Source organism: Pseudophaeobacter profundi, from assembly GCF_029697505.1.
GTDB classification, from domain to species: Bacteria; Pseudomonadota; Alphaproteobacteria; order Rhodobacterales; family Rhodobacteraceae; genus Pseudophaeobacter; species Pseudophaeobacter profundi.
In genome coordinates this window covers 196,207-217,283 of record NZ_JARJEF010000001.1, presented here as the reverse complement: position 1 = coordinate 217,283, position 21,077 = coordinate 196,207, and the positions used below count along the sequence as shown (strand labels likewise).

At 60.6% G+C, this 21,077-nt stretch carries 17 protein-coding genes; 8 read left to right on the top strand and 9 right to left on the bottom strand.

The features are described from left to right. Window positions 1-44: 44 nt before the first annotated feature. From P2081_RS01015 to pepN, 3 genes are all read right to left on the bottom strand, one after another. Entirely contained in the window at window positions 45-1,577 is a 1,533-nt protein-coding gene (locus P2081_RS01015; protein WP_278921017.1) for a hypothetical protein, read from the bottom strand. A 201-nt stretch (window positions 1,578-1,778) separates the two neighbouring features. Beyond that, entirely contained in the window at window positions 1,779-2,165 is a 387-nt protein-coding gene (locus P2081_RS01010; RefSeq protein WP_278921016.1) for a hypothetical protein, read from the bottom strand. A gap of 97 nt (window positions 2,166-2,262) precedes the next feature. Beyond that, complete coding sequence (gene pepN / locus P2081_RS01005; protein WP_278921015.1) at window positions 2,263-4,836, bottom strand: aminopeptidase N; 2,574 nt, start codon at window positions 4,834-4,836, stop codon at window positions 2,263-2,265. A 287-nt stretch (window positions 4,837-5,123) separates the two neighbouring features. On the opposite strand from pepN, the gene P2081_RS01000 reads away from it, so the two are divergent. The 3 genes from P2081_RS01000 (at window position 5,124) to P2081_RS00990 (ending at window position 8,795) form a co-directional block, all read left to right on the top strand. Further along, entirely contained in the window at window positions 5,124-7,259 is a 2,136-nt protein-coding gene (locus P2081_RS01000; protein WP_278921014.1) for a malate synthase G, read from the top strand. A 92-nt stretch (window positions 7,260-7,351) separates the two neighbouring features. Beyond that, a complete protein-coding gene (locus tag P2081_RS00995; protein WP_278921013.1) occupies window positions 7,352-7,777 on the top strand; it encodes a GlcG/HbpS family heme-binding protein in 426 nt (141 codons plus the stop codon). A gap of 235 nt (window positions 7,778-8,012) precedes the next feature. Further along, the gene (locus tag P2081_RS00990) at window positions 8,013-8,795 is read left to right on the top strand and encodes a gamma-glutamyl-gamma-aminobutyrate hydrolase family protein (protein WP_278921012.1); all 783 of its coding nucleotides are present in this window, start codon (window positions 8,013-8,015) and stop codon (window positions 8,793-8,795) included. 81 nt (window positions 8,796-8,876) lie between these two features. Here the strand turns inward: P2081_RS00990 and P2081_RS00985 are convergent, their stop codons facing one another. Continuing rightward, entirely contained in the window at window positions 8,877-11,114 is a 2,238-nt protein-coding gene (locus P2081_RS00985) for a xanthine dehydrogenase family protein molybdopterin-binding subunit (RefSeq protein ID WP_278921011.1), read from the bottom strand. Between the two features lie 4 nt (window positions 11,115-11,118). Further along, a complete protein-coding gene (locus tag P2081_RS00980; protein ID WP_278921010.1) occupies window positions 11,119-11,583 on the bottom strand; it encodes a (2Fe-2S)-binding protein in 465 nt (154 codons plus the stop codon). A gap of 104 nt (window positions 11,584-11,687) precedes the next feature. Between P2081_RS00980 and P2081_RS00975 the strand changes: the two genes are divergently transcribed. Next, window positions 11,688-12,281, top strand: a complete 594-nt coding sequence (locus P2081_RS00975) for a TetR/AcrR family transcriptional regulator (RefSeq protein WP_278921009.1) — start codon at window positions 11,688-11,690, stop codon at window positions 12,279-12,281. A gap of 101 nt (window positions 12,282-12,382) precedes the next feature. On the opposite strand, the gene kynA is transcribed toward P2081_RS00975, so the two are convergent. From kynA to P2081_RS00955, 4 genes are all read right to left on the bottom strand, one after another. Continuing rightward, on the bottom strand, window positions 12,383-13,240 hold the full coding sequence (gene kynA, locus P2081_RS00970; protein ID WP_278921008.1) for a tryptophan 2,3-dioxygenase: 858 nt from the start codon (window positions 13,238-13,240) through the stop codon (window positions 12,383-12,385). A gap of 149 nt (window positions 13,241-13,389) precedes the next feature. Then, a complete protein-coding gene (kynU, locus tag P2081_RS00965) occupies window positions 13,390-14,583 on the bottom strand; it encodes a kynureninase (RefSeq protein WP_278921007.1) in 1,194 nt (397 codons plus the stop codon). A gap of 89 nt (window positions 14,584-14,672) precedes the next feature. Next, complete coding sequence (locus tag P2081_RS00960) at window positions 14,673-15,062, bottom strand: MmcQ/YjbR family DNA-binding protein (RefSeq protein ID WP_278921006.1); 390 nt, start codon at window positions 15,060-15,062, stop codon at window positions 14,673-14,675. Then, on the bottom strand, window positions 15,062-15,814 hold the full coding sequence (locus tag P2081_RS00955; protein WP_278921005.1) for an SDR family NAD(P)-dependent oxidoreductase: 753 nt from the start codon (window positions 15,812-15,814) through the stop codon (window positions 15,062-15,064). Before P2081_RS00955 ends, P2081_RS00960 begins: the two co-directional genes overlap by 1 nt. A gap of 173 nt (window positions 15,815-15,987) precedes the next feature. Between P2081_RS00955 and P2081_RS00950 the strand changes: the two genes are divergently transcribed. The 4 genes from P2081_RS00950 to P2081_RS00935 all read left to right on the top strand — a co-directional run bounded on the left by P2081_RS00950 (window position 15,988) and on the right by P2081_RS00935 (window position 20,881). After that, the gene (locus P2081_RS00950; protein WP_278921004.1) at window positions 15,988-16,941 is read left to right on the top strand and encodes an MBL fold metallo-hydrolase; all 954 of its coding nucleotides are present in this window, start codon (window positions 15,988-15,990) and stop codon (window positions 16,939-16,941) included. 219 nt (window positions 16,942-17,160) lie between these two features. Continuing rightward, window positions 17,161-17,610, top strand: coding sequence for a methyltransferase family protein (locus tag P2081_RS00945; RefSeq protein ID WP_278921003.1), 450 nt, complete (start codon window positions 17,161-17,163; stop codon window positions 17,608-17,610). Window positions 17,611-17,862: 252 nt separating this feature from the next. Continuing rightward, window positions 17,863-19,434: a Re/Si-specific NAD(P)(+) transhydrogenase subunit alpha gene (locus P2081_RS00940; protein ID WP_278921002.1), complete on the top strand. Its 1,572-nt coding sequence runs from the start codon at window positions 17,863-17,865 to the stop codon at window positions 19,432-19,434. 13 nt (window positions 19,435-19,447) lie between these two features. Next, the gene (locus tag P2081_RS00935) at window positions 19,448-20,881 is read left to right on the top strand and encodes an NAD(P)(+) transhydrogenase (Re/Si-specific) subunit beta (RefSeq protein ID WP_278921001.1); all 1,434 of its coding nucleotides are present in this window, start codon (window positions 19,448-19,450) and stop codon (window positions 20,879-20,881) included. Window positions 20,882-21,077 lie beyond the last annotated feature (196 nt).

The following is a 21,077-nucleotide window of genomic DNA, read 5'->3' as shown; positions in this document are numbered from 1 at the left end:
GGTTTGGGAGGGCCGGTCTTTGGTGTGGCGTGTTTGCGCGGTTTTCAGGTCAGTAGGTCAATACCATCCGGGGTAAAGGCGATCTTGTGCCCGCATTCCAGTTCGTCGCGAAACACCTCGGCAATGCAGTGCAAGGCCCTGGCCTGGCCCTGGGTGGCAAAGCGGCGCAGAGAGGCGACATGGGCGTTGTTGTCAAAGCCTGCGCAGGCATGGGCCCAGATCAGTGGGTGCAGCTCATGCAGATGAGAGCGGATCAGCCAGCGCGCCGCCTTGGCAATCTGCGCCCGGTTCTTTTTGGCGTTTTGATCTGATTTCCGGCCTGCATCCTGCGATAAGGTGATGGCGCAATAGGCCGAAAGCAGGTTTACCATTTCCTGGCTGGAATCCACATTCAGGATGTCCTGCATCCCCTCCAGGAAAAACTTTGTATCGACGCGGGCGCAGGCCCGATCGTCAATCGCCATGGCATCAAAATAGACCCAGGTATAGCCGCCTGCGCCCCAGATGCCTTGGGTGCGCGCAGCGGTGCGCCGGGCTTCCAGTTCCAGTGCTGCATAGGATCCGTTGGCGCGTGGCAGCATCTGTGCCCCAAGCGCGCGCATCGGGCGGGGGTTGTTCGGGTCCTGGTCGATCAGTACCGCATAGGCATCCGCGACCTGCAGCGTTGCGGCGCTCTGGCCGGCAAAAAGCGCGCAATGGGCGGCCGATAAGAAGGCGCTGTTCTGGATTTGCGCCTGCAGCGGGGCCAGCAGGGCGGCAGCGCGCTCAAAATGGGCCGTGGCCCGGCGCAGGTGGGCCTCTGAGCTGAGGCCGGAAAGGGGCGTCGCTGCCGTGGTGCTGTCCGCGGCCAGGGCGGCAGCGGAACCGGTGTCGCGGCGCGGGCCGTCGTCGGCCTGGGATGCGGCTGACGTGATGGTGCTGCGCCAAACCCAGGCAATGTCGATATGGGCCAGGGCAACAATCGCGGTCAGATAGGCGTCATGGCGATGTTCACGCCGCAGGGCTTCCAGCGCCATGACCCCCTCTATGAGGATGCGATCTTCGCCATTGGGGCCAGTCTTGTCGCTGGGTTCCTGCAGGGCGTGATCAACTGCGTTGACCACATCGGCGCGGGCGCCACAGGCAAGAAGATCGGCCTCGGGCAGCCCACCTTCGGTGCGGCGGTGCTGTTGATCTGCGCTGCGGATCATCTTGGACAAATCGGCCCAGCGGTCCTGCCGGGCCAGGAACTGGCCCTTGTCCTGTAGTGCAAGGCGGCTGCGGGTGGCGGGGCTGTCGGTGCAAACCGGGATCAAGAGAACCTTGGCAAAGGTGGCCAGATCGGATTCGGCAGCTTGCACATCTGCCGCAGGCGTGCCGGGGCTATCGGCCTTCAGGGCGGTTGTCTGGTCGTCAGTGTCGCAGGACTGGGCGCATGCGCGTTGCAGGATCTTCTGCTGCTCTGCCTCGCTCTGATGCGGGGGGAGTGTGGCTGTACGGGGGGGCAGCTTAGTTGTCAGGCGGGAGGAGATCCAAGCGGGGAATTCGCGTTGCAGTCTGGACAGGCGCGTCCACATGGGGTCGTGAGGTTTGAACATGCAACATCCTGCAGGTTGGCGACTGATCTGTAGGAGGGCAAACTGCCGGTGTAATGCGGCGCAATCGTGGCAGGGATGGGGAGATTGCTGCCACGAATTGGGGAAATGCTGCGGCAGTCTCTGGACGATCTGGGACAGTTGCTTGCGGGCAGGCGCGACGGGCTGGGCGCGCGCAGGGCTGCCTGCCCGCAAGCGGCAGATCTAGAGACTGCTGAAAAGGTGGCGCTGGCAGGCTATGCCATGGGCCGCAAGGCTGGTTTTCAGGGCCTGAACAGGGGGTAGCGCCGGTTGTGGCAGGCGCAGCTTGGCGCCGCTGTGTAGCACCAGGGTGGCGTGGTAGGATAGGTCCCAGCGCCGATCCAGCCGCAGCAGCGCGACTTCGGACAGGGCAACCCCAGCGGCCTTTTGCGCGACATGCCAGCGGATCTTGCCCGCGCCAACCGTCAACCCAGAGCTGGGATTGCGCCACAGATCCCAAAGCCCCGGCAGGCAGGGCAGGGCAAGACCGCTCAGAATCCAGGGTGAGACCTGCGCCGCAACACCCCCGATGCCCAGCAATGCCAGCCAGCCCGCAAGCGCCAGTGCCAACCCGAAGGAGCGCCCCTGCCGCCGAAAGTGAAGCGCGGGGGGAGGCAGGGGTAAGTTCTTGGCCTGCTGTGGCGGGCCAAGGACCGGGGCGCAGGGGTCAGGCATCCAGGATACGGCTGACCATTTCGTTGGTGTCGCGGCTCAGCCCGGCGGTGGTCTGAATGCGCTGCAACTGCGCCGCGATCAAGGCTTGGCGGTCGTTGTCATAGCGCTTCCAGCTCTGGAAGGCGGTACACATGCGGGCAGTGGTCTGCGGGTTCAGGCCATCCAGCGCGATCAGATTGTCGGCCAAAAGCTGGTAGCCTGCACCGTTGGCGTGGTGAAAGCCCGCGTGATTGCCCGCCAGCGCACCCATCACCGCCCGGAACCGGTTAGGGTTTTTCAGGGTGAACAGCGGATGCCGGGTCAACTGTGCTGCCGTACGCGCGGTTGCCTCTGGCACGGCCATGGCGATTTGCAGCGCAAACCATTTGTCCATCACCAGCCGGTCGTCCTGCCATTGGTCAAAAAAGGCCTGGGACTGCACCGTGCCTTTTTCCGCCTTCATCAGATTGGCCAGAGCGCTGTATTGCTGGGTCATATTGTCGGCCGTCTCATACTGGCGCGCCGCCTGTTCGCCGCCATCCAGCCGGGTCAGCAGGGTCAGGATGCGGGCATTCAAGGCCCGGTTGCCGGCACTGACCGCATCTGGGGTATAGGCCCCGGTCACGGTGGTGTCGGCATAGAGCCGGGGAAGGCTGTCGGCCAGTTGCTGCGCCAGGGTCTGAGCCAGGGTTTCGGCGGCGTCGTAGATCTTTTGCGGATCGGGGGTATGGCCGCGCTCATGCAGGGTTTGGGCGATGTCGGACTGGCTGGGCGGCTGCAGGATCAGGGCGCGAAAGGCGGGATCCAGCGTATCGTCGCGCAGCAGTTTGGTCAGCGCATCCAGATAGTCTGCATCAGGGGCTGCCCCCTCCAGGACCATGGCAACACGCGCCTCGCGGGCCAGTGCATTGCCTGCTTCCCAGCGGTTGAACGGATCGGTGTCATGGGCCAGCAGGAAGGCACGTTCGGCATTTGATGTCTCGCGCTCCAGGATCACCGGCGCTGAAAATTCGCGCAGAATGGACGGAACCGGTTTCGTGGCGAGCCCCTCAAAGGTGAAACTTTGCTTGGCTTCAGTCATTTCCAGAACCTGCGTCTGGCGTATCTCGTCGCCATTGGCACCCAGCAGGCCCACCGCAATGGGGATGACGCGCGGGTCTTTGTCCGGCTGGCCGGGCGTCGGCGCGGTGCTCTGTTCGAAGGTCAGCGTATAGGTGCCATTCGCAAAGCTCTCTGCCACTGTCAGGCGTGGGGTGCCGGCCTGGCTGTACCAGCGTTTGAACTGGCCCAAATCGCGGCCCGTGGCGTCTTCGAAAACCTTCAGCCAGTCTTCGATCGTGCAGGCCTGCCCGTCGTGGCGCTCAAAGTAGAGATCCACGGCTTTTGAATAGTCCGCATCCCCCACCAGGCGTTTCAGCATGCCGATCACCTCGGCGCCTTTTTCATAGACGGTGGCGGTGTAGAAGTTGTTGATTTCCTGAAACTCTTCGGGGCGCACCGGGTGTGACAGCGGGCCTTGGTCCTCGGGGAACTGGCGGGCGCGCAGGTCGATGACATCCGATATCCGCTTTACCGGGGCAGAGCGCATATCGGATGTGAACTGCGAGTCGCGAAACACTGTCAGCCCTTCCTTCAGGCAGAGCTGGAACCAGTCGCGGCAGGTGATGCGGTTGCCGGTCCAGTTGTGGAAATACTCATGCGCGATGATCGCTTCGATCCGTTCGAAATTGGCATCCGTAGAGGTTTCAGGCGAGGCCAGCACGCAGGAGGAGTTGAAAATGTTCAGCCCCTTGTTTTCCATCGCGCCCATGTTGAAATCGTCCACCGCCACAATGTTGAAGATATCGAGGTCATATTCGCGCCCATAGGCCTGTTCATCCCAGGTCATGGATTTCTTCAGCGCCTCCATGCCAAAGGCGCATTTGTCCTCGTCACCGTGGCGGACCCAGATGTTCAGCTCTACCTTGCGGCCGGATTTGGTGGTGAACGTGTCGGGGTGATTGACCAGATCACCGGCAACCAGCGCAAAAAGATAGGCCGGTTTGGGCCAGGGGTCCTGCCAGACGGCAAGGCCATCGGATTTGGAAATCGGGTTGCCGTTGGACAGCATCACCTCTTCATCGCCTTCGATCCGCACGGTGAAGATGGACATCACATCGGGGCGGTCGGGGTAATAGGTGATCTTGCGAAAGCCCTCGGCTTCGCATTGGGTGCAATACATGCCACCTGACATATACAGCCCTTCTAGTGCGGTATTGCCAGCCGGATCGATTTCGACCTCTGCCTCCCAGACAAAGCGCTGTTGCGGCACATCGCAGGTCAGACCTTCGGGGGTAACTGTCGGGGCAACATCAACACCGTCGATCCTGGCCGAAATCAGCTTGAGCATTTCACCATGCAGAAAGAACCGTGGGTCTGGCGTACCGGGTTTGGGGATAAAGCAAATCTTGCTGACAACCCGCGTGGCGCTGGGCGCCAGTTTGAAGGTCAGCTCAACGCTTTCGACCTCAAACCCAAAGGGGGTGTAATCCTTCAGGTAGAAGGTTTCGGCGGTCTGTTGCGGTGTCTGGGTCAAATCGGCCGTCATCGTGCTGTCCTCATCTGTCGGGACCAGGGGCAGCCAGGGCGGTGCCTGTGGTCATGGCGTGTTCCAGTGGTAGGCAATGGCGCAGAGCCGGGCAAGCAGATGTCAGGCCAAAACACTGTAAAACCCAACGGGATTTACCTGTCGGATTTGAAGTTGGCGGCGATTTGCAAGAATAACTTGAAACAGCCTCCCCTTAATTGGTAAAATAATATTACCGCATATGTTGCCGATAGGAAACTTTTCCTGTATCCGGGAAACCACAGTGACAACCCGTGAAGGAGGATTTGATGAACGACATGCGCAATATCGAGGGGATGCAGGTCGCATCCGAGCTGGCAGAGTTCATTGAAGGCCAAGCCTTGCCGGGGACCGGTGTTCAGGCAGCGGATTTCTGGGCCGGGCTGTCCGGTCTGGTCAATGGCATGGGGGATGAAAATCGCGCCCTACTGGCCAAACGTGAGGATCTTCAGGGGCAGATTGATGCCTGGCACATCGCGCATCTGGGGGCGCCGCAGGATGCTGAAGCCTATACGGATTTTCTGCGCCAAATTGGCTATCTGCTGCCCGAAGGCGATGATTTCGAGATCGACACGTCAAATGTGGATGCCGAGATCGCCGCAACGCCGGGGCCACAGCTGGTTGTGCCGATCACCAATGCCCGTTTTGCGCTGAATGCCGCCAATGCGCGCTGGGGCTCGCTCTATGATGCGCTCTACGGCACGGATGCCATGGGCGATCTGCCTGGCGGCGGCGGCTATGATGCGGCACGCGGTGATCGGGTGATTGCCTGGGGTCGCAGCTTTCTGGATGAAACATTCCCGCTTGAGACCGGTTCCTGGAGCAACATCACCGGCTTGTCTGTTGTTGATGGCGCCTTGATGCCTGCCTTGAAGGCGGCCGACCAATTTGCCGGTCACGTCGGCGCGGCCGAGGCCCCGACGCGGGTGATTTTGAAGAACAACGGCTTACATGCGATTGTTGAAATTGATGCGGCTGGCAATATCGGCGCGACCGATCAGGCGGGGATCAACGACATCACGCTGGAATCCGCGCTGTCGACCATCATGGACTGCGAAGATTCCGTAGCCTGTGTGGATGCCGCAGACAAGGTTGTCGCCTATCGCAACTGGCTGGGCCTGATGAAGCGGGACCTGGCCGAAGAGGTCACCAAGGGCGGCAAGAGCTTTACCCGGGTGCTGAACAGCGATCTCGACTATACCACTGCCGGCGGGGAGGCTGCGAGCCTCAAGGGGCGGTCCCTGCTGCTGGTGCGTAATGTTGGCCATCTGATGACCAACCCGGCAGTTCTGGACAGCGAAGGCCGCGAAGCCGGTGAGGGATTCCTGGATGCGATGATCACCGTGATGATCGCCATGCATGACCTGCAGGCGGAAGGTGGCAATTCGGTGCAGGGATCTGTCTATGTGGTCAAACCAAAGATGCACGGCCCCGAAGAAGTGGCCTTTGCCTGCCGTATCTTTGATCACGTCGAGGCGGCGCTGGGCCTGCCGGCCAATACCGTCAAGATCGGCATCATGGATGAAGAGCGCCGCACCAGTGTGAACCTCAAGGAATGTATCCGCGCTGCCAAATCGCGGGTAGCCTTTATCAACACGGGGTTCCTGGATCGCACCGGCGATGAAATCCATACCTCGATGGAGGCAGGGCCGATGCTGCCCAAGGGCGAGATGAAGGGCACCGCCTGGATCGCATCCTATGAGGATCGCAACGTGGATATCGGTCTGGCCTGCGGCCTGAAGGGGCGGGCCCAGATCGGCAAGGGCATGTGGGCCATGCCTGATCTGATGGGCGAAATGCTGGCCACCAAGATCGGCCATCCCAAGGCGGGCGCGACCTGCGCCTGGGTGCCTTCGCCAACGGCCGCGACGCTGCATGCCACCCATTATCACCAGTTTGACGTGCTGGCGCACCAAGATGCGCTGCGCGCCGCTGGCCCGCGTGGCACGCTGGAAGATCTGCTGACTATTCCGGTGATGCAGGGGCAGAACCTGTCGAAGGACGAAATCAGCCATGAGGTTGAAAACAATGCGCAGGGCATTCTGGGCTATGTGGTGCGCTGGGTGGATCAGGGCGTTGGCTGCTCCAAGGTGCCCGACCTCAATGATGTTGGTCTGATGGAAGACCGCGCCACCTGCCGGATCTCATCTCAGGCGCTGGCGAACTGGCTGCATCATGAGGTGGTGGACGAGACACGTGTGATGGCGGCGATGCAAAAAATGGCCGCTGTGGTGGATGCACAGAATGCAGGCGATGCCAGCTATACCCCGATGGCCCCCGGCTTTGACGGTATTGCCTTTCAGGCTGCCTGCGATCTGGTGTTCAAGGGGCGGGTGCAGCCTTCGGGCTATACAGAACCGGTGCTGCATGCCCGCCGCCTGGAGTTGAAGGCGGCGGCAGGCTAGGGCGGCCGATCTGACAGAGCAACAGGGGCAGGGCGTGATCCTGCCCCTGTTTTGACTGAGCCAGCAGGCCTGATCACAAGAGGGACAAGAGAATGACAATTTCGCTGAAATCAGCCCTGACGATTATTGACGCCAGCCTGGCCAAGGGACGCGAGATGAATTTCAAACCGCTTTCCGTTGTGGTGCTGGATGCTGGTGGCCATGCACAGGCCTTTGCCCGCGAAGATGGGGCAGCGCCCGGGCGTTTTGCCATTGCTCATGGCAAGGCCTATGGCGCGGTTATGCTGGGCATGCCGGGCAGCGCCCAGATGGCGCGGGCCGAGGCGCAGCCCTATTTCATGGCAGCGGTGAACGGAGTCTACGGCGGCCAGGTCATTCCGGTGCCCGGCGGCGTTTTGCTCCGTGACGACAGCGGTGCGGTGATCGGCGCTGTTGGTGTAACCGGCGATACCTCTGACAATGATGTGGTTGCGGCCCTCGCCGGGATCGCGGCGGCTGGCCTGACCGGCGAAAGCTGATCCAGGCCGCGCAGAAAGAAAGAGACAGAGCGTTGCAGCATGCTGCGCCCTGTTTGCATGTCTGGGTCCCGTCTGGGTAAATTTCTGCGGGGGCAGGAATGCGCAAAAGCCGGCTGTCAGGTGCTGGTCGTGCATAATTGAACAACCGCCTGCGCGGGTGCCCGCGCTTTGCGCGCTTGCGGGATCTGGGGGGAGGCCGTAGTTTTATGCTGTTGCATCTTATCTCGGAGTCCCCATGGCGCGTCCCAAAGTCGGTATTATCGGCAATTCCTATCTGCTCAACGATCAGTATCCGGCCCATGCAGGCGGGACAATGAATTCCGAGGCAGTGGCCGAAGTGGCGGGCTGCATGCCGCTGTTGATTCCTTCTGACCCACGCTTTCTGTCGGTTGATGAACTGCTTGACAGTTTTGATGGCTTTTTGCTGACAGGGGGGCGCCCCAATGTGCATCCCAACGAATATGGCGAGGATGAAACGGCGGCGCATGGGGCCTTTGATCGGGCGCGTGATGCCATCGTGCTGCCGCTGGTGCGTGCCTGTGTGGAACGCGGCCAGCCCTTCCTGGGGATTTGTCGCGGCTTTCAAGAGGTGAATGTCGCCATGGGGGGCACGCTCTATCCTGAAATTCGCGATCTGCCCGGCCGGATGAACCATCGCATGCCGCCTGATGGCTCGCTAGAGGAAAAATTTGCCCTGCGCCATCCGGTCAAGATGACCCCAGGCGGGGTCTTCAACGAAATCTTTGGCGCTGCCGAAGTGATGACCAATAGCCTGCATGGTCAGGGGATCAAAACGCCGGGCGCGCGGATCGTGGTTGAAGGGCATGCCCCCGATGGCACCCCGGAAGCGATTTATGTGCAGGATGCGCCGGGTTTCGCCCTGGCGGTGCAGTGGCATCCCGAATGGGATGCGGCCAATGATCCGGTCTCACGACCGCTGTTTCAGGCCTTTGGTGATGCGGTGCGCAGCTGGCAGGCCGGCAGCCTGTTGCCCCCCCGGCATTCTGCCACCGGATAAGACCTGACACGGGCCAGTCTGGGAACTGGTGCCCCCAGCACCCACTGGCGGCCCGCAGCATGCCAGTGGGTGCTGAATGGTTCATACAAAGCTAAAACGCTTGTTCAGGGGCAATTCACGGGCACGGTCCCCGGTGAGATCAAAAATCGCATTGGCCAATGCAGGTGCCGCTGGCGGGGTGCCGGGTTCGCCCGCGCCGCCCATGTGTTTCTGGTTTTCCAGTACGGCGACCTCGACACGCGGCATGCTGGGCATGCGCAGTGCGTCGTAATCAGGGAAGTTTTCCTGTTCTACCATCCCGTCGGCAAAGGTGATTTCGCCAAAACAGGCCGCCGAGAGCCCATAGGCAAGACCGCCAAACAGCTGCGCCTCGATGTTGCGCGGATCAATGGCCAGGCCAAGATCCGCGGCAATCCAGGCCTTGGTGATGGCGATGTCGCCGTCTCGGTCGGCCACCTCTATCACCTGCGCCACCGGGGTACCAAAACTGTAGGCCAGGGCGACTCCGCGCCCGACGCCTGCCGGGGTTTCGCCGCTCCAGCTTGACATGTCGCGCACGCGCTCCAGCACCTGGGCGGCAGGTTCCCATTCGGCGCGGGCCAGCTCCAGGCGGAATTCCAGCGGGTCACGCCCCGCCCTATGGGCCATCTCGTCGATGATTGTGTCGGAAAAGAAGCCGTTGAACGAGGCCGCTACTGAGCGCCAGAAGCCAACCGGGATCATTGGTTTCGCAAGATAGCCCTCGACGCGGAAATTTGGAATTGCCAGGGGCTGGTTGAATGCGGCGTCCACATGGCCCTTGTCGGGGCCGGACATGGGCAGCCCCAGCATCCGGCCAGCACCTTCCTGAGTGGTGGATTGCGCGGCGATTTTACCATGCACCATCAGGGCCTTGCCATCCTTGACGGCGGCACGGTAGCGAGCAATGGCACCGGGGCGGAAATAGTCGTGGCGCATATCTTCTTCGCGTGACCACGTCAGCTGCACCGGGATGCCGCGCAGCTGCAGGGCGATCTGCACCGCCAGGTTGGTATAGTCCACTTCGATGCGCCGCCCAAAGCCGCCCCCCAGATAGGTGGTGTTGACGGTGATTGCCTCAGCCTCCAGCCCGCTAAGATCGGCGGCGGCTTTTTGCACCACGGTCGGGCCTTGGTTCGGGGCCCAGATTTCCAGACTGTCACCAGTATAGAGCGCAGTGGCATTCATCGGCTCCATGGTGGCATGGGCCAGATAGGGCAGGCGGTACTCAACCTCCAACAGCTCCGCCCCCTCGGGTAGGTCATCGACATCGCCATCGTCGCGCAGGGTGGAATTTGGGCTGTCGTCAAAGGCAGCGGCAATCTCGGCAAAGATTGCCTCGGTGGTCTCGGGGTAGTTCGCAGGTGCCCAGTCGACCTCGATGGCATCCACAGCCTGTTGCGCCAGCCAGGTGTTGGTGCCAACCACCGCCACCGCATCGCCAAGATCGAGGATCTCTTCGACACCGGCCATGCTTTTGGCGGCCGAGGCATCAAAGCTGCGCATCGCTGCACCATAGTGCGGGTTTTGCCGGATGGCGGCGAATTTCATCCCCTCGATCCGGGTATCAAGGCCGAAGGTGGCGGTGCCGGTGATCTTTTCCACCATATCAATCCGGGCAACAGGTTTGCCGATGTATTTCCACTGTGCTGCAGGGCGCAGTTCTGCCTCTTGGGCTTCAACATCAGCGGCGGCCACTGCCAGTTCGCTATAGGCCAGCGTAACCCCGCCCGGGGCCAGCACAACCCCGTCTTTGGTTTCCAGCAGGGCGCGGGCGACGCCAAGCTGCTGTGCTGCAGCCTCTTTCAGAGTTTCCCGCGCACTGGCGCCTGCCAGGCGCATCCGGGTGAACCCGTCCTTCATCGACGACGATCCCCCCGTCACCTGCAGGTCAAGGAATTTAGAGAAATTGCCGACAATCTGCCCCAGAGAGTGCTTCAAATCACTGGCATCATATCCGCGCCCCGGCAGGGCTTCGGCCATCATGGCGCTGTTGTAATAGGCCTTGGCGGCAGGGCCATGCAGCACGGTGACGGCAGCGGGGTCTACATCCAGCTCTTCGGCGATCAGTGCCGCCCAGGAAGTGCGCACCCCCTGGCCCATTTCTGCCCGTGGCGCGATCAGGGTCACCCCGGATTGATCTACAAAAACAAAGGGGTTCAGGATGGCTTTGCCCGCGCCCGGTTGCAGTGGGTTGGGGGCGGGCTGGTGGTATTTGAAGGTGCCAAAGGCAACCCCCCCGACAATCGCGGCAGAGCCGACAAGGAAACTGCGGCGGGCGATTTTTTTCAAGCTGGCCATGGGGTCAGGCCTCCTGCATCATTTTGGCGGCGGAATGGATGGCAGCGCGGATGCGCGGATAGGTGCCGCAGCGGCACAGATTGCCCTGCATCGCATCATCAATGTCTTCGTCGCTGGGACTGGGGTTTTCCGCCAGCAGGCTGGCGGCCTGCATGATCTGGCCAGACTGGCAATAGCCACATTGCGCCACCTGATGCGCCACCCAGGCCTGCTGGATCTTGGCCAGGTTGTCTGGCGTTCCAAGCCCTTCGATGGTGGTCACGTCGCCCTCGACATCGCCCAGGCTCAGCTGGCAGGATCGCATCGCCTCACCATTCACCTGCACCGTGCAGGCGCCACAGGCGGCCACGCCGCAGCCAAATTTTGTGCCGGTCAGACCAATTTCATCGCGCAGCACCCAAAGCAGGGGGACATCATCGGGCAGATCCACCTCATGGGTCTTGCCATTGATACGGAGCGTTTTTGACATGGGACTGGCCTCTTGCTGGATCCGAGTGACATTGCTGACAAAATGCATACCTTTTGTCACTCTGTCAATTGACAAAAAGACCTGTAACTGTCAGAACCGCGCCTATGAGAGTTTCAACTGCTGATACCAAAACACAGGCCATACTCTTGGCAGCCTGGGCGGGGTTCTCTGCCTATGGGTTTCGCAAGACGTCGATGGATGACATAGCGCGCGGCGCCGGCATGTCACGTCCGGCGCTCTATCTGCGGTTCAAGAACAAAGAGGCGATTTTTCGCGCGCTGGTTGACAGTTACTATGCTGAGGCGCGGCGCGACATCCGCGCCGCCCTGGAGGGGGAAGGCAGCCTGCATCACCGGCTGGCCCGCGCCTTTGCCGCCCATGGTGGTGCCACGATGGAGGCCATGATGTCCTCGGCGCATGGGATGGAGCTGTTCGAGGCGGGCATGAACGTGGCGGGGGATATGATCGAAGAGGGCGAGGCGCAGTTGCAGGCACTGTATGCCGCCTGGCTGACCGATGAAGCCGGGCAGGGGCGTGCCGCTCTGACCTGCGACCCCGATGCGCTGGCGCGCCTGTTTTGTGCCTGCCTGAAAGGCATCAAACACACCTCCCAGAGCTATGAGGCCTATCGCGCTGGCGTACAAACCTATGCGGCACTTTGTGCCCAGGCGCTGATATCGCCTGACGCCCCGGTCTGATCCCGCGCTGCAGCGCCGCGCAAAGCGCGGCGCCGGGCCCAACGGGATGCGGCATTTTGATGCCGTAAGACGGGCGGGAGCCCCCCGTCGTGGCCGCTGTCCTACAGGCTGGTGCGCAGGTGCCAGAGCTCGGGGAAGAGTTCCACCTCCAGCATCCTTTTGAGGTAGTTCACGCCGCCGGTGCCGCCAGTGCCGCGCTTGAAGCCGATCACCCGTTCCACCGTGGTGACATGGTTGAACCGCCAACGGCGGAAATAGTCTTCAAAATCAACCAGTTTCTCGGCCAGCTCATAAAGCTCCCAATGGGTTTCCGTGGCGCGGTAGACTTCGGACCAGGCGGCTTCTACCTCGGGCGAGGGCTGATAGGGGGCCGAAAGATCGCGATTGATCACCGCCTCGGGCAGGGCAAAACGTGCATTTAGCGCCCGCAGGGCCACATCATAGAGCGAGGGCTGCGCCAGTTCGGCTTCCAGCAGTGCCACCAGATCGGGGCGATGGGCATGGGGTTTCAGCATCGCTATGTTGCGATTGCCCAGCATGAACTCGATCAGCCGGTACTGATGCGACTGAAAGCCTGAACTCTGCCCCAGGGCATCGCGAAAGGCGGTGTAGTCCGACGGCGTCATGGTGCGCAACACATCCCAGGCGGAATTGAGCTGCTCAAAAATACGCGCCACCCGCGCCAGCATCTTGAAGGCAGGACGCATCTCGCCCTGCAACAGGCGATCGCGCGCTGCTTGCAATTCGTGGATCGCCAGCCGCATCCACAGCTCAGAGGTCTGGTGCTGGATGATGAAGAGCATTTCATCATGGGTATCGCTATTGGGGTTTTGTGCGCTCAGCAGCGCATCAAGCGACAGATAGTCGCCGTAGGACATGCGGCCATCAAAATCCATCTGGGCGCCATCTTCTGCAGGGTTGAAGGGGCAGCCGGGGGTCGGTGTCTTGGAATCGCTCATGGGATTCCTCCTTTTTCTGAATTGAATACTAGCTCAGGAAAAGGAGAAAACCCGCCTGTTCAGTCTGCCACATTGGGCCAGGCGACGCCAAAGCGCCACCCAACCAAAGGGGCGGCACAGGGGCAGGGCCTGTGTCAGGGGCGCGATCATCAGGTGACGGCCGCGCGGATTTTGTATTCAGGCACATCCCACAGGCGGTTGTTCATCACATCTGCAATGATGGCGATAGCCGCATCAACATCCGCCTCGTCGATATAGAGCGGGGTAAAGCCAAAGCGCATGATGTCGGGGGCGCGGAAATCGCCAATAACGCCGCGCGCGATCACCGCCTGCATCGCGGCATAGCCCTGTTCAAAGGCGAAGGAGACCTGGCTGCCGCGCCCAGAGCCATCCCGTGGCGAGGCCAGCACCAGCTCGGGGCAGCTGGCCTCGATCCCGGCGATAAAGCGATCACACAGCGCGATAGACTGTGCCCGCAGCGCCTGCATGTCGACCTGATCCCAGATATCCATAGAGGCATCAAGCGCCGCCAGCTGGATCATTGGCGGGGTGCCAACGCGCATGCGTTCAATGCCGGTGCCGGGACGGTAGTCAAGATCAAAGGCAAAAGGTGCCTCATGTCCCAGCCAGCCCGACAGGGCGGGGCGGGCCTTGTCCACATGACGCGGCGCCACATAGATGAAGGCGGGGCCACCTGGGCCGGAGTTGAGATATTTATAAGAACAGCCCACAGCAAAATCGGCCTTGCACCCGGCAAGATCCACCGGCAGCGCGCCGGCCGAATGGGCCAGATCCCACACTGTCACCACGCCCTGTTCATGGGCCTTTGCGGTCAGCGCCTTCATGTCGTGCTTGCGCCCCGATCGGTAATCCACTTCGGTCAACATCAAGACAGCCAGGTCATCGGTGATATTGTCGGCGACCTCTTCCGGCGGCACCACACGCAGTTCGTAGTCATCGCCCAGCGATTTCAGCAGCCCCTGCACGATATATAGATCCGAGGGGAAGTTGCCACTGTCCGACAGCACCACCCGGCGGCCAGGGTTCAGTTCCAGCGCTGAGGCGACGGCCTGATAGACCTTGATTGACAGGGTATCGCCCATCATCACATGGCCCGCTTCGGCGCCGATCAGCCGTCCGATGCGATCACCGATGGAGTTGGGCTGCTGCATCCAGCCCGCCTTGTTCCAGCCGGTGATCAGCAGCTTGCCCCATTCGTCCTCGATCATCGAGGCAACGCGGTCTTTGGTTGCCTTTGGCAGCGGGCCCAATGAGTTCCCATCAAGGTAGATCACCCCTTCGGGTAGATCGAACATTTTTTTGGTGGCGGCAAAATCGGTCATCGGAAACCCCGGGGCTGATATCAATGCTTCAAGCTTAAAGCTTTTGTATTTCGTATCCGATCAAAATGAGGCTGTCCAGTGCCCAGATGCTAGGGTTCCTTCTGTGGCGGGGCAGGCTGTGGGTCAGGAATACCCAGTTCGGCGCGTTTGCGTTTTGACAGCCCGGCCGTCACCAGCTGATAGGATAGGGCAATGCAGTCGCGCAATTCGGCGTCGTCCAGCCCGTTGGCATCAAACTGCTGCAGCCACTTCATCCCGCGCGAGGCCAGATAGGGCGCGGGGCGAACGCCGGGGCGTTCTTGCAATACCTCGTAGGCGATCTCTCCGGCTTTGAAGGTGAAGGCATCGCGGCCATCGGCCCAGCCGCAGAGGGCAAAAAGCTTGCCGCCTGCTTTCCAGACATCGGAATTGCCCCACTGAACCACATGTTCAGCGGCTGGAAAGGTAGCGCAGAAACGATTGAATTCTGCGCGGTTCATCAGGTCTGCCCACCGGCAATCTCGATGGTCTGGCCGTTGATTGACTGCGATCCGGGACCACAGAGCCACAGGGCCGCCGCCGAGACTTCCTCGGGTTCAATCAGGCGCTGGTGACGGTTGGCATTGACCATGACCTTCAGAGCCTCTTCTTCGCTGATGCCGGCGCGGGTGGCGATAGAGCTGATATTGCGGTCCACGATCGGGGTGTCGACATAGCCGGGGCAGAGCGCGTTGGCGGTGATCTGGCTGCCCATGTAATCTTCGCTCAGGGCGCGGGTCAGGCCAATCATGCCATGTTTGCTGGCACTGTAGCAGGCACCGCCTTTCAGGCCGCGCAGTCCGGCAATAGAGGCCACGGTGATGATGCGGCCCCAGTCGGCCTGGTGCATGGATTTCAGACATTCACGTATGGTCAGAAAGGCACCGTCGAGATTGGTCGACATCATGTTGCGCCAAAAATCCAGCGAGGTCTTGTGCAGCGACTTGCCCTCTGCGATGCCGGCATTGGCGACACAGATTTGAATGGGGCCGCGGGCGTCAACGGCGGCGGCAACCTTGGCGATGATGTCATCTTCATCGCGCACATCCATAGCCATGGGATGCAGGCCTTTGGTGGCGACCTCTTCCAGGACCTCTTGGCGACGTCCGGTGATGGTGACCTGGGCACCCTGGTCGGCAAGCGCCCTGGCGATGGCCAACCCGATGCCAGTGCCGCCGCCTGTGACCAATGCGTGTTTTCCGTTCAGATCCATAATGTTCTCCTCCTGTTTCGGACAGGTTATCGGCGGAGCCTGCTTGCGCAAGTGCGCCGTTCCGTCAAAGTGGTGATCCGCCCCTTTTGCGGCTGGAGATTTTGGCATTTACAATCATATTCATAGGTGTGAATAATTTGGGTGTATCAGGTTAAATCCTTGGGAGGTCCCTTATGAAAACACCGCTGTTTGCAGCGCTGGCCGTTGCCAGCCTGGCCAGTTCGGTTCTGGCCAGCGAAGATATTGCGGATCAATACCCGCAGTCAGAGCTTTATTCCAAACCGGTTGAGGTCATCCCGCATGTGTTTTCGGCCATCGGTGCCACTGCACCGCCCGGGTACGACAATGCAGGCCATAACAACAACCTCTCCTTTATCGTGACCAGCGAAGGTGTTGTGGTAATCAATGCCGGGGCATCCAATGCGCTGGCGGCGGCGCTGCATGCCGAGATCAAGGCTGAGACGGGTCAGCCCGTGGTGCTGGTGATCAATGAAAATGGCCAGGGCCATGCGATGCTGGGCAATGGCTATTGGCGCGATCTGGGGGTTGATGTCCTGGCGCATGAGGATGCGATTGCCGAGGTACAGAAAAATGGCGATTTCATCTTGCAGCGTATGCAGTCCTACAACGGTGATCGCGCGGGCGACACCCGGGTAGAGCCTGCCAACCTGAGCTTCGCTGACAGCTATGAGGTCATCCTTGGCGGGGTTGATATCCAGGTGCTGCATCTTGGTCCGGCGCATGATCCGGGGGACACTCAGGTCTGGATCCCGCAGTGGCAGATCATGATCGCCGGCGATATCGCCTTTCATGAACGTATGCTGCCGATCTTTCCCCATACCTGCACCAGCTGCTGGATGGAAACCTGGGTCGACAAGCTGGAACCCCTTGCGCCGACCTATGTGATCCCCGGCCATGGCCATCCAACCAACCTGGCGCAGTTGCGGCGCTATACCTATGACTATCTGGCTGACTTGCGGGCAAAAGTCGGCGCGCATATCGACGAGGGCGGCGATCTGGCGGGCGCCTATTATGTCGACCAAGAGGCCTGGCGCGGGCTGGATACCTTTGATGAACTGGCAACAAAGAACGCGGGCCGTGTCTTTGAAGAAATGGAATGGGAGTAGTACGTTTTTGCCTCGACACAGGGACACAAGGCCTGATGGTTGCATGCAGATGCGGCCTGCCGGGAACGACGTTGTGATATCCCCCCAAACAATGGGCAACCTGTTCTTTTATTGTGCGCATCCAAGGCGAAATGCTGGACCTTCCCACGCGATGCGGGGAGGGTGGCGGAAAGTTATCATTACTCTGGCGGGCTTTGGCCCTCTTCGAAAGAACATGAAATGAAGTGGATAGATTTGCCGCCAGTCTGGTTAGGTGCCGGTATCGCCTTGGCTTGGGGGCAGGCGCGGTTCTTGCCAATGGGGCTCGGCTTTGGGCCGGTCCTGGCAGATCTGCTGGGCGGGCTCTTGGTTGGTGGCGGATTGGTGTTGATGGCCTTGGCCGTGGTGGAACTGCGCCGCCAGAAAACCACGGTGCTGCCCCATGCGACCCCTGCCAAGCTGGTGCAATCAGGGATTTTCAGCCGCAGTCGCAACCCGATCTACCTGGGCGATGTGATGGTGTTGGCGGGGCTTATCCTCTACTTTGATGCGGTGCTGGCGCTGCCCCTGATCCCGGTGCTGACCTGGATCCTGGAAAAACGCTTTATCCTGCCCGAAGAAAACAGAATGCGCCGCGTCTTTCGCGCCGATTGGGCGCGCTATGAGCAAAAGGTCCGGCGCTGGCTGTGATCCGGGTCATGGTCGGGCGACTGTCATGTCAGGCAGGGGCGAAAATCCGGGCCAAGCCTCGCGGTGAATGATCTGGGCCGGTTGAAGAATCCGTGCCACTTTTGTTGAGTGGTGCAGAAATGCGGCAGCGCGGCAGCGATATGCGGCGTCGCGGCGTAATGGTTGCGCAAATATGTTGCGCAGGATAGTCATTATTTTTTCGATCCGTACTCAGCAAGTGCCGAGACGGGCAGGACGAGGGGGACCGTAAAGGTGAAAATTGGAACACCCAAAGAGGTGATCAACGGCGAGGCGCGGGTTGCGATGACGCCAGACTCTGCGCGTCAGCTGCAGAAACTGGGGTACGACTGTGCCATTGAAAGCGGCGCGGGGCTATTGGCAGGATTCAGCGACGAAGCCTATGCCGAGGCTGGTGTCGAAATCATCAAAACCGCTGCTGGCTTGTGGAAGACGGCTGACATCATTGCCAAGGTGCGCCAGCCAAACGAGGTTGAGCTGAAGCGGCTGAACTCAAAAAAGACGCTGATTTCCTTCTTCAACCCTGGTGGCAATGAAGAGGGGCTGGAACTGGCCAAATCCAAGGGCGCCAGCGTTGTCGCCATGGAAATGGTGCCGCGTATCAGCCGGGCACAAAAGATGGACGCGCTGTCGTCGATGGCCAATATCGCGGGCTATCGCGCGGTGATCGAGGCGGGCAACAACTTTGGCCGCTTCTTCACCGGTCAGATCACGGCGGCGGGCAAGGTGCCCCCAGCCAAGGTTCTGGTGGTAGGGGCCGGTGTTGCCGGTCTGGCCGCCATTGGCACCTCGACCAGCCTCGGCGCGATTACCCTGGCCTTTGACGTGCGCCCCGAAGTGGCCGAGCAGGTCGAAAGCATGGGGGCCGAATTTGTCTATCTCGATTTCGAGGAAGACCAGGCGGATGGTGCCTCTTCCGGCGGCTATGCCTCCGTTTCCAGCCCCGAATTCCGCGAGGCCCAGCTGGCCAAGTTTCTGGAACTGGCGCCAGAGGTCGATATCGTCATCACCACCGCGCTGATCCCCAACCGCGAAGCGCCAGAGCTGTGGACCGAAGAGATGGTCGCGGCGATGAAGCCCGGTTCGGTCATCGTTGACCTGGCGGCGGAAAAGGGCGGCAACTGCAAGCTCACCGTGATGGACGAAAAGATCGTCACGGAAAACGGCGTGACCATCATCGGCTATACCGATTTCCCATCCCGCATGGCGGCGCAGGCGTCGATGCTCTATGCCACCAACATCCGCCACATGATGACAGATCTGACGCCCGAAAAGGACGGTCAGGTCAATCATAACATGGAAGATGACGTCATTCGCGGCGCCACCGTCACCCATGCCGGTGAAATCACCTTCCCACCACCGCCACCAAAGGTGCAGGCAATTGCCGCCAAGCCCAAAGAGGTGACACCAGAGCTGACGCCAGAACAAAAACGTGCCGAAGAAGTGGCTGCCTTCAAGGCGCAGACCAAGAACCAGGTGACCCTGCTGGCCGTCGGTGGTGCCTTGCTGCTTGCGGTTGGTCTGGTCGCGCCTGCCTCTTTCATGCAGCACTTCATCGTCTTTGTGCTGTCGGTCTTTATTGGTTTCCAGGTGATCTGGGGCGTGGCGCACAGCCTGCACACACCGCTGATGGCGGTGACCAATGCGATCTCGTCGATCATTATTCTGGGCGCGCTGATGCAGATCGGTTCGGGCAGCTTCCTGGTGATCCTGCTGGCAGCCCTCTCGGTCTTTATGGCTGGGATCAACATCTTTGGTGGCTTCCTTGTCACCCGGCGCATGCTTGCCATGTTCCAGAAATCTTAAGGAGGCTACAGAGATGGAATATGGATTTACCACTGCCGCCTATGTGGTTGCGGCTGTTCTCTTTATCCTCAGCCTTGGCGGGTTGTCGGGCCAGGAAAGCGCCAAGCGCGCGGTCTGGTACGGCATTGCCGGCATGGCGCTGGCGATCTTTGCCACTCTTGTTGGCCCCGGCTCCGGTCTGTGGCTGCTGTCTATCCTGTTGATCGCAGGCGGCGGCGTCATCGGCTACCAGCTGGCAACACGTGTGCAGATGACGCAGATGCCCGAACTTGTCGCGGCGATGCACTCTCTGGTTGGTCTGGCGGCGGTTTTTGTGGGCGTGATCGCCCATGTCGAACTGGGTCGCGTCATGGCCATGGATGCCGACCAAAAGCAGGCGCTGGACGGCTTTGCCAAGCTCCTGGCCAAGAAAGACAGCGTCGAAGTGGCCATCCTACGGGTTGAACTCTTCCTCGGCATCTTCATCGGCGCAGTGACCTTCACCGGGTCGGTTGTGGCCTATGGCAAACTGGCAGGCCGGGTGACCTCTGCTGCGGTCAAACTGCCGGGCGGTCACATGCTGAACGCGGGCGCCGCTGCGATTTCCCTGATTGCACTGATCTGGTACTTCAACTCAGGTGGCGTTGTCCCGCTGTTGCTGATGACACTGGCGGCGCTGTTCATCGGTTACCATCTGATCATGGGCATCGGCGGTGCTGATATGCCAGTGGTTGTCTCCATGCTGAACAGCTACTCTGGCTGGGCGGCAGCAGCGATTGGTTTCAGTCTTGGCAATGACCTGCTGATCGTCGTTGGCGCGCTTGTCGGCTCCTCTGGTGCCATCCTCAGCTATATCATGTGTAAGGCGATGAACCGTTCGTTCATCAGCGTTATCCTTGGCGGCTTTGGTGGCAGCACTGGTCCCGCGATGGAGGTCGAGGGCGAGCAGGTGGCCATTGATGCCGATGGCGTTGCAGCCGCACTGGAAGAAGCTGACAGTGTCATCATCATCCCCGGCTACGGCATGGCGGTGGCGCAGGCGCAGCAGAATGTGGCCGAACTGACGCGGCGTCTGCGTGCCAAAGGCAAAAATGTGCGCTTTGCTATCCATCCGGTTGCCGGGCGTCTGCCCGGCCACATGAACGTGCTGCTGGCCGAAGCCAAGGTGCCCTATGACATCGTCATGGAGATGGATGAAATCAACGCGGACTTCCTCGAAACCGATGTGGCAATCGTCATTGGCTCCAATGACATCGTCAACCCGGCGGCGCAGGAAGATCCCAATTCGCCCATCGCTGGTATGCCGGTTCTGGAATGCTGGAAAGCAAAGCAGGTCTTCGTCTCCAAACGGGGCCAGGGCACTGGCTACTCCGGTATCGAGAACCCGCTGTTCTTCAAGGACAATACCCGGATGTTCTACGGCGATGCCAAGGCCTCCCTGGATCAGCTCCTTGGCATGATCCAGTAGGATTAGCACCTGGTTCCACCCTGACTAGGCGCGGCGGAGAAATCCGGCGCGCCTTCTTTTTTCCGCTCCACCTGGGCGCGTTCGCCATGGCTTCATTTGGCGGAAAATATCCCGGGGGCGGCCGTAGGCCGGGGGCAGAGCCCCATGTAATGCCAGCCGGTTCCCTGTGGTGTTGGGCGCGCTGTATACCATTGTA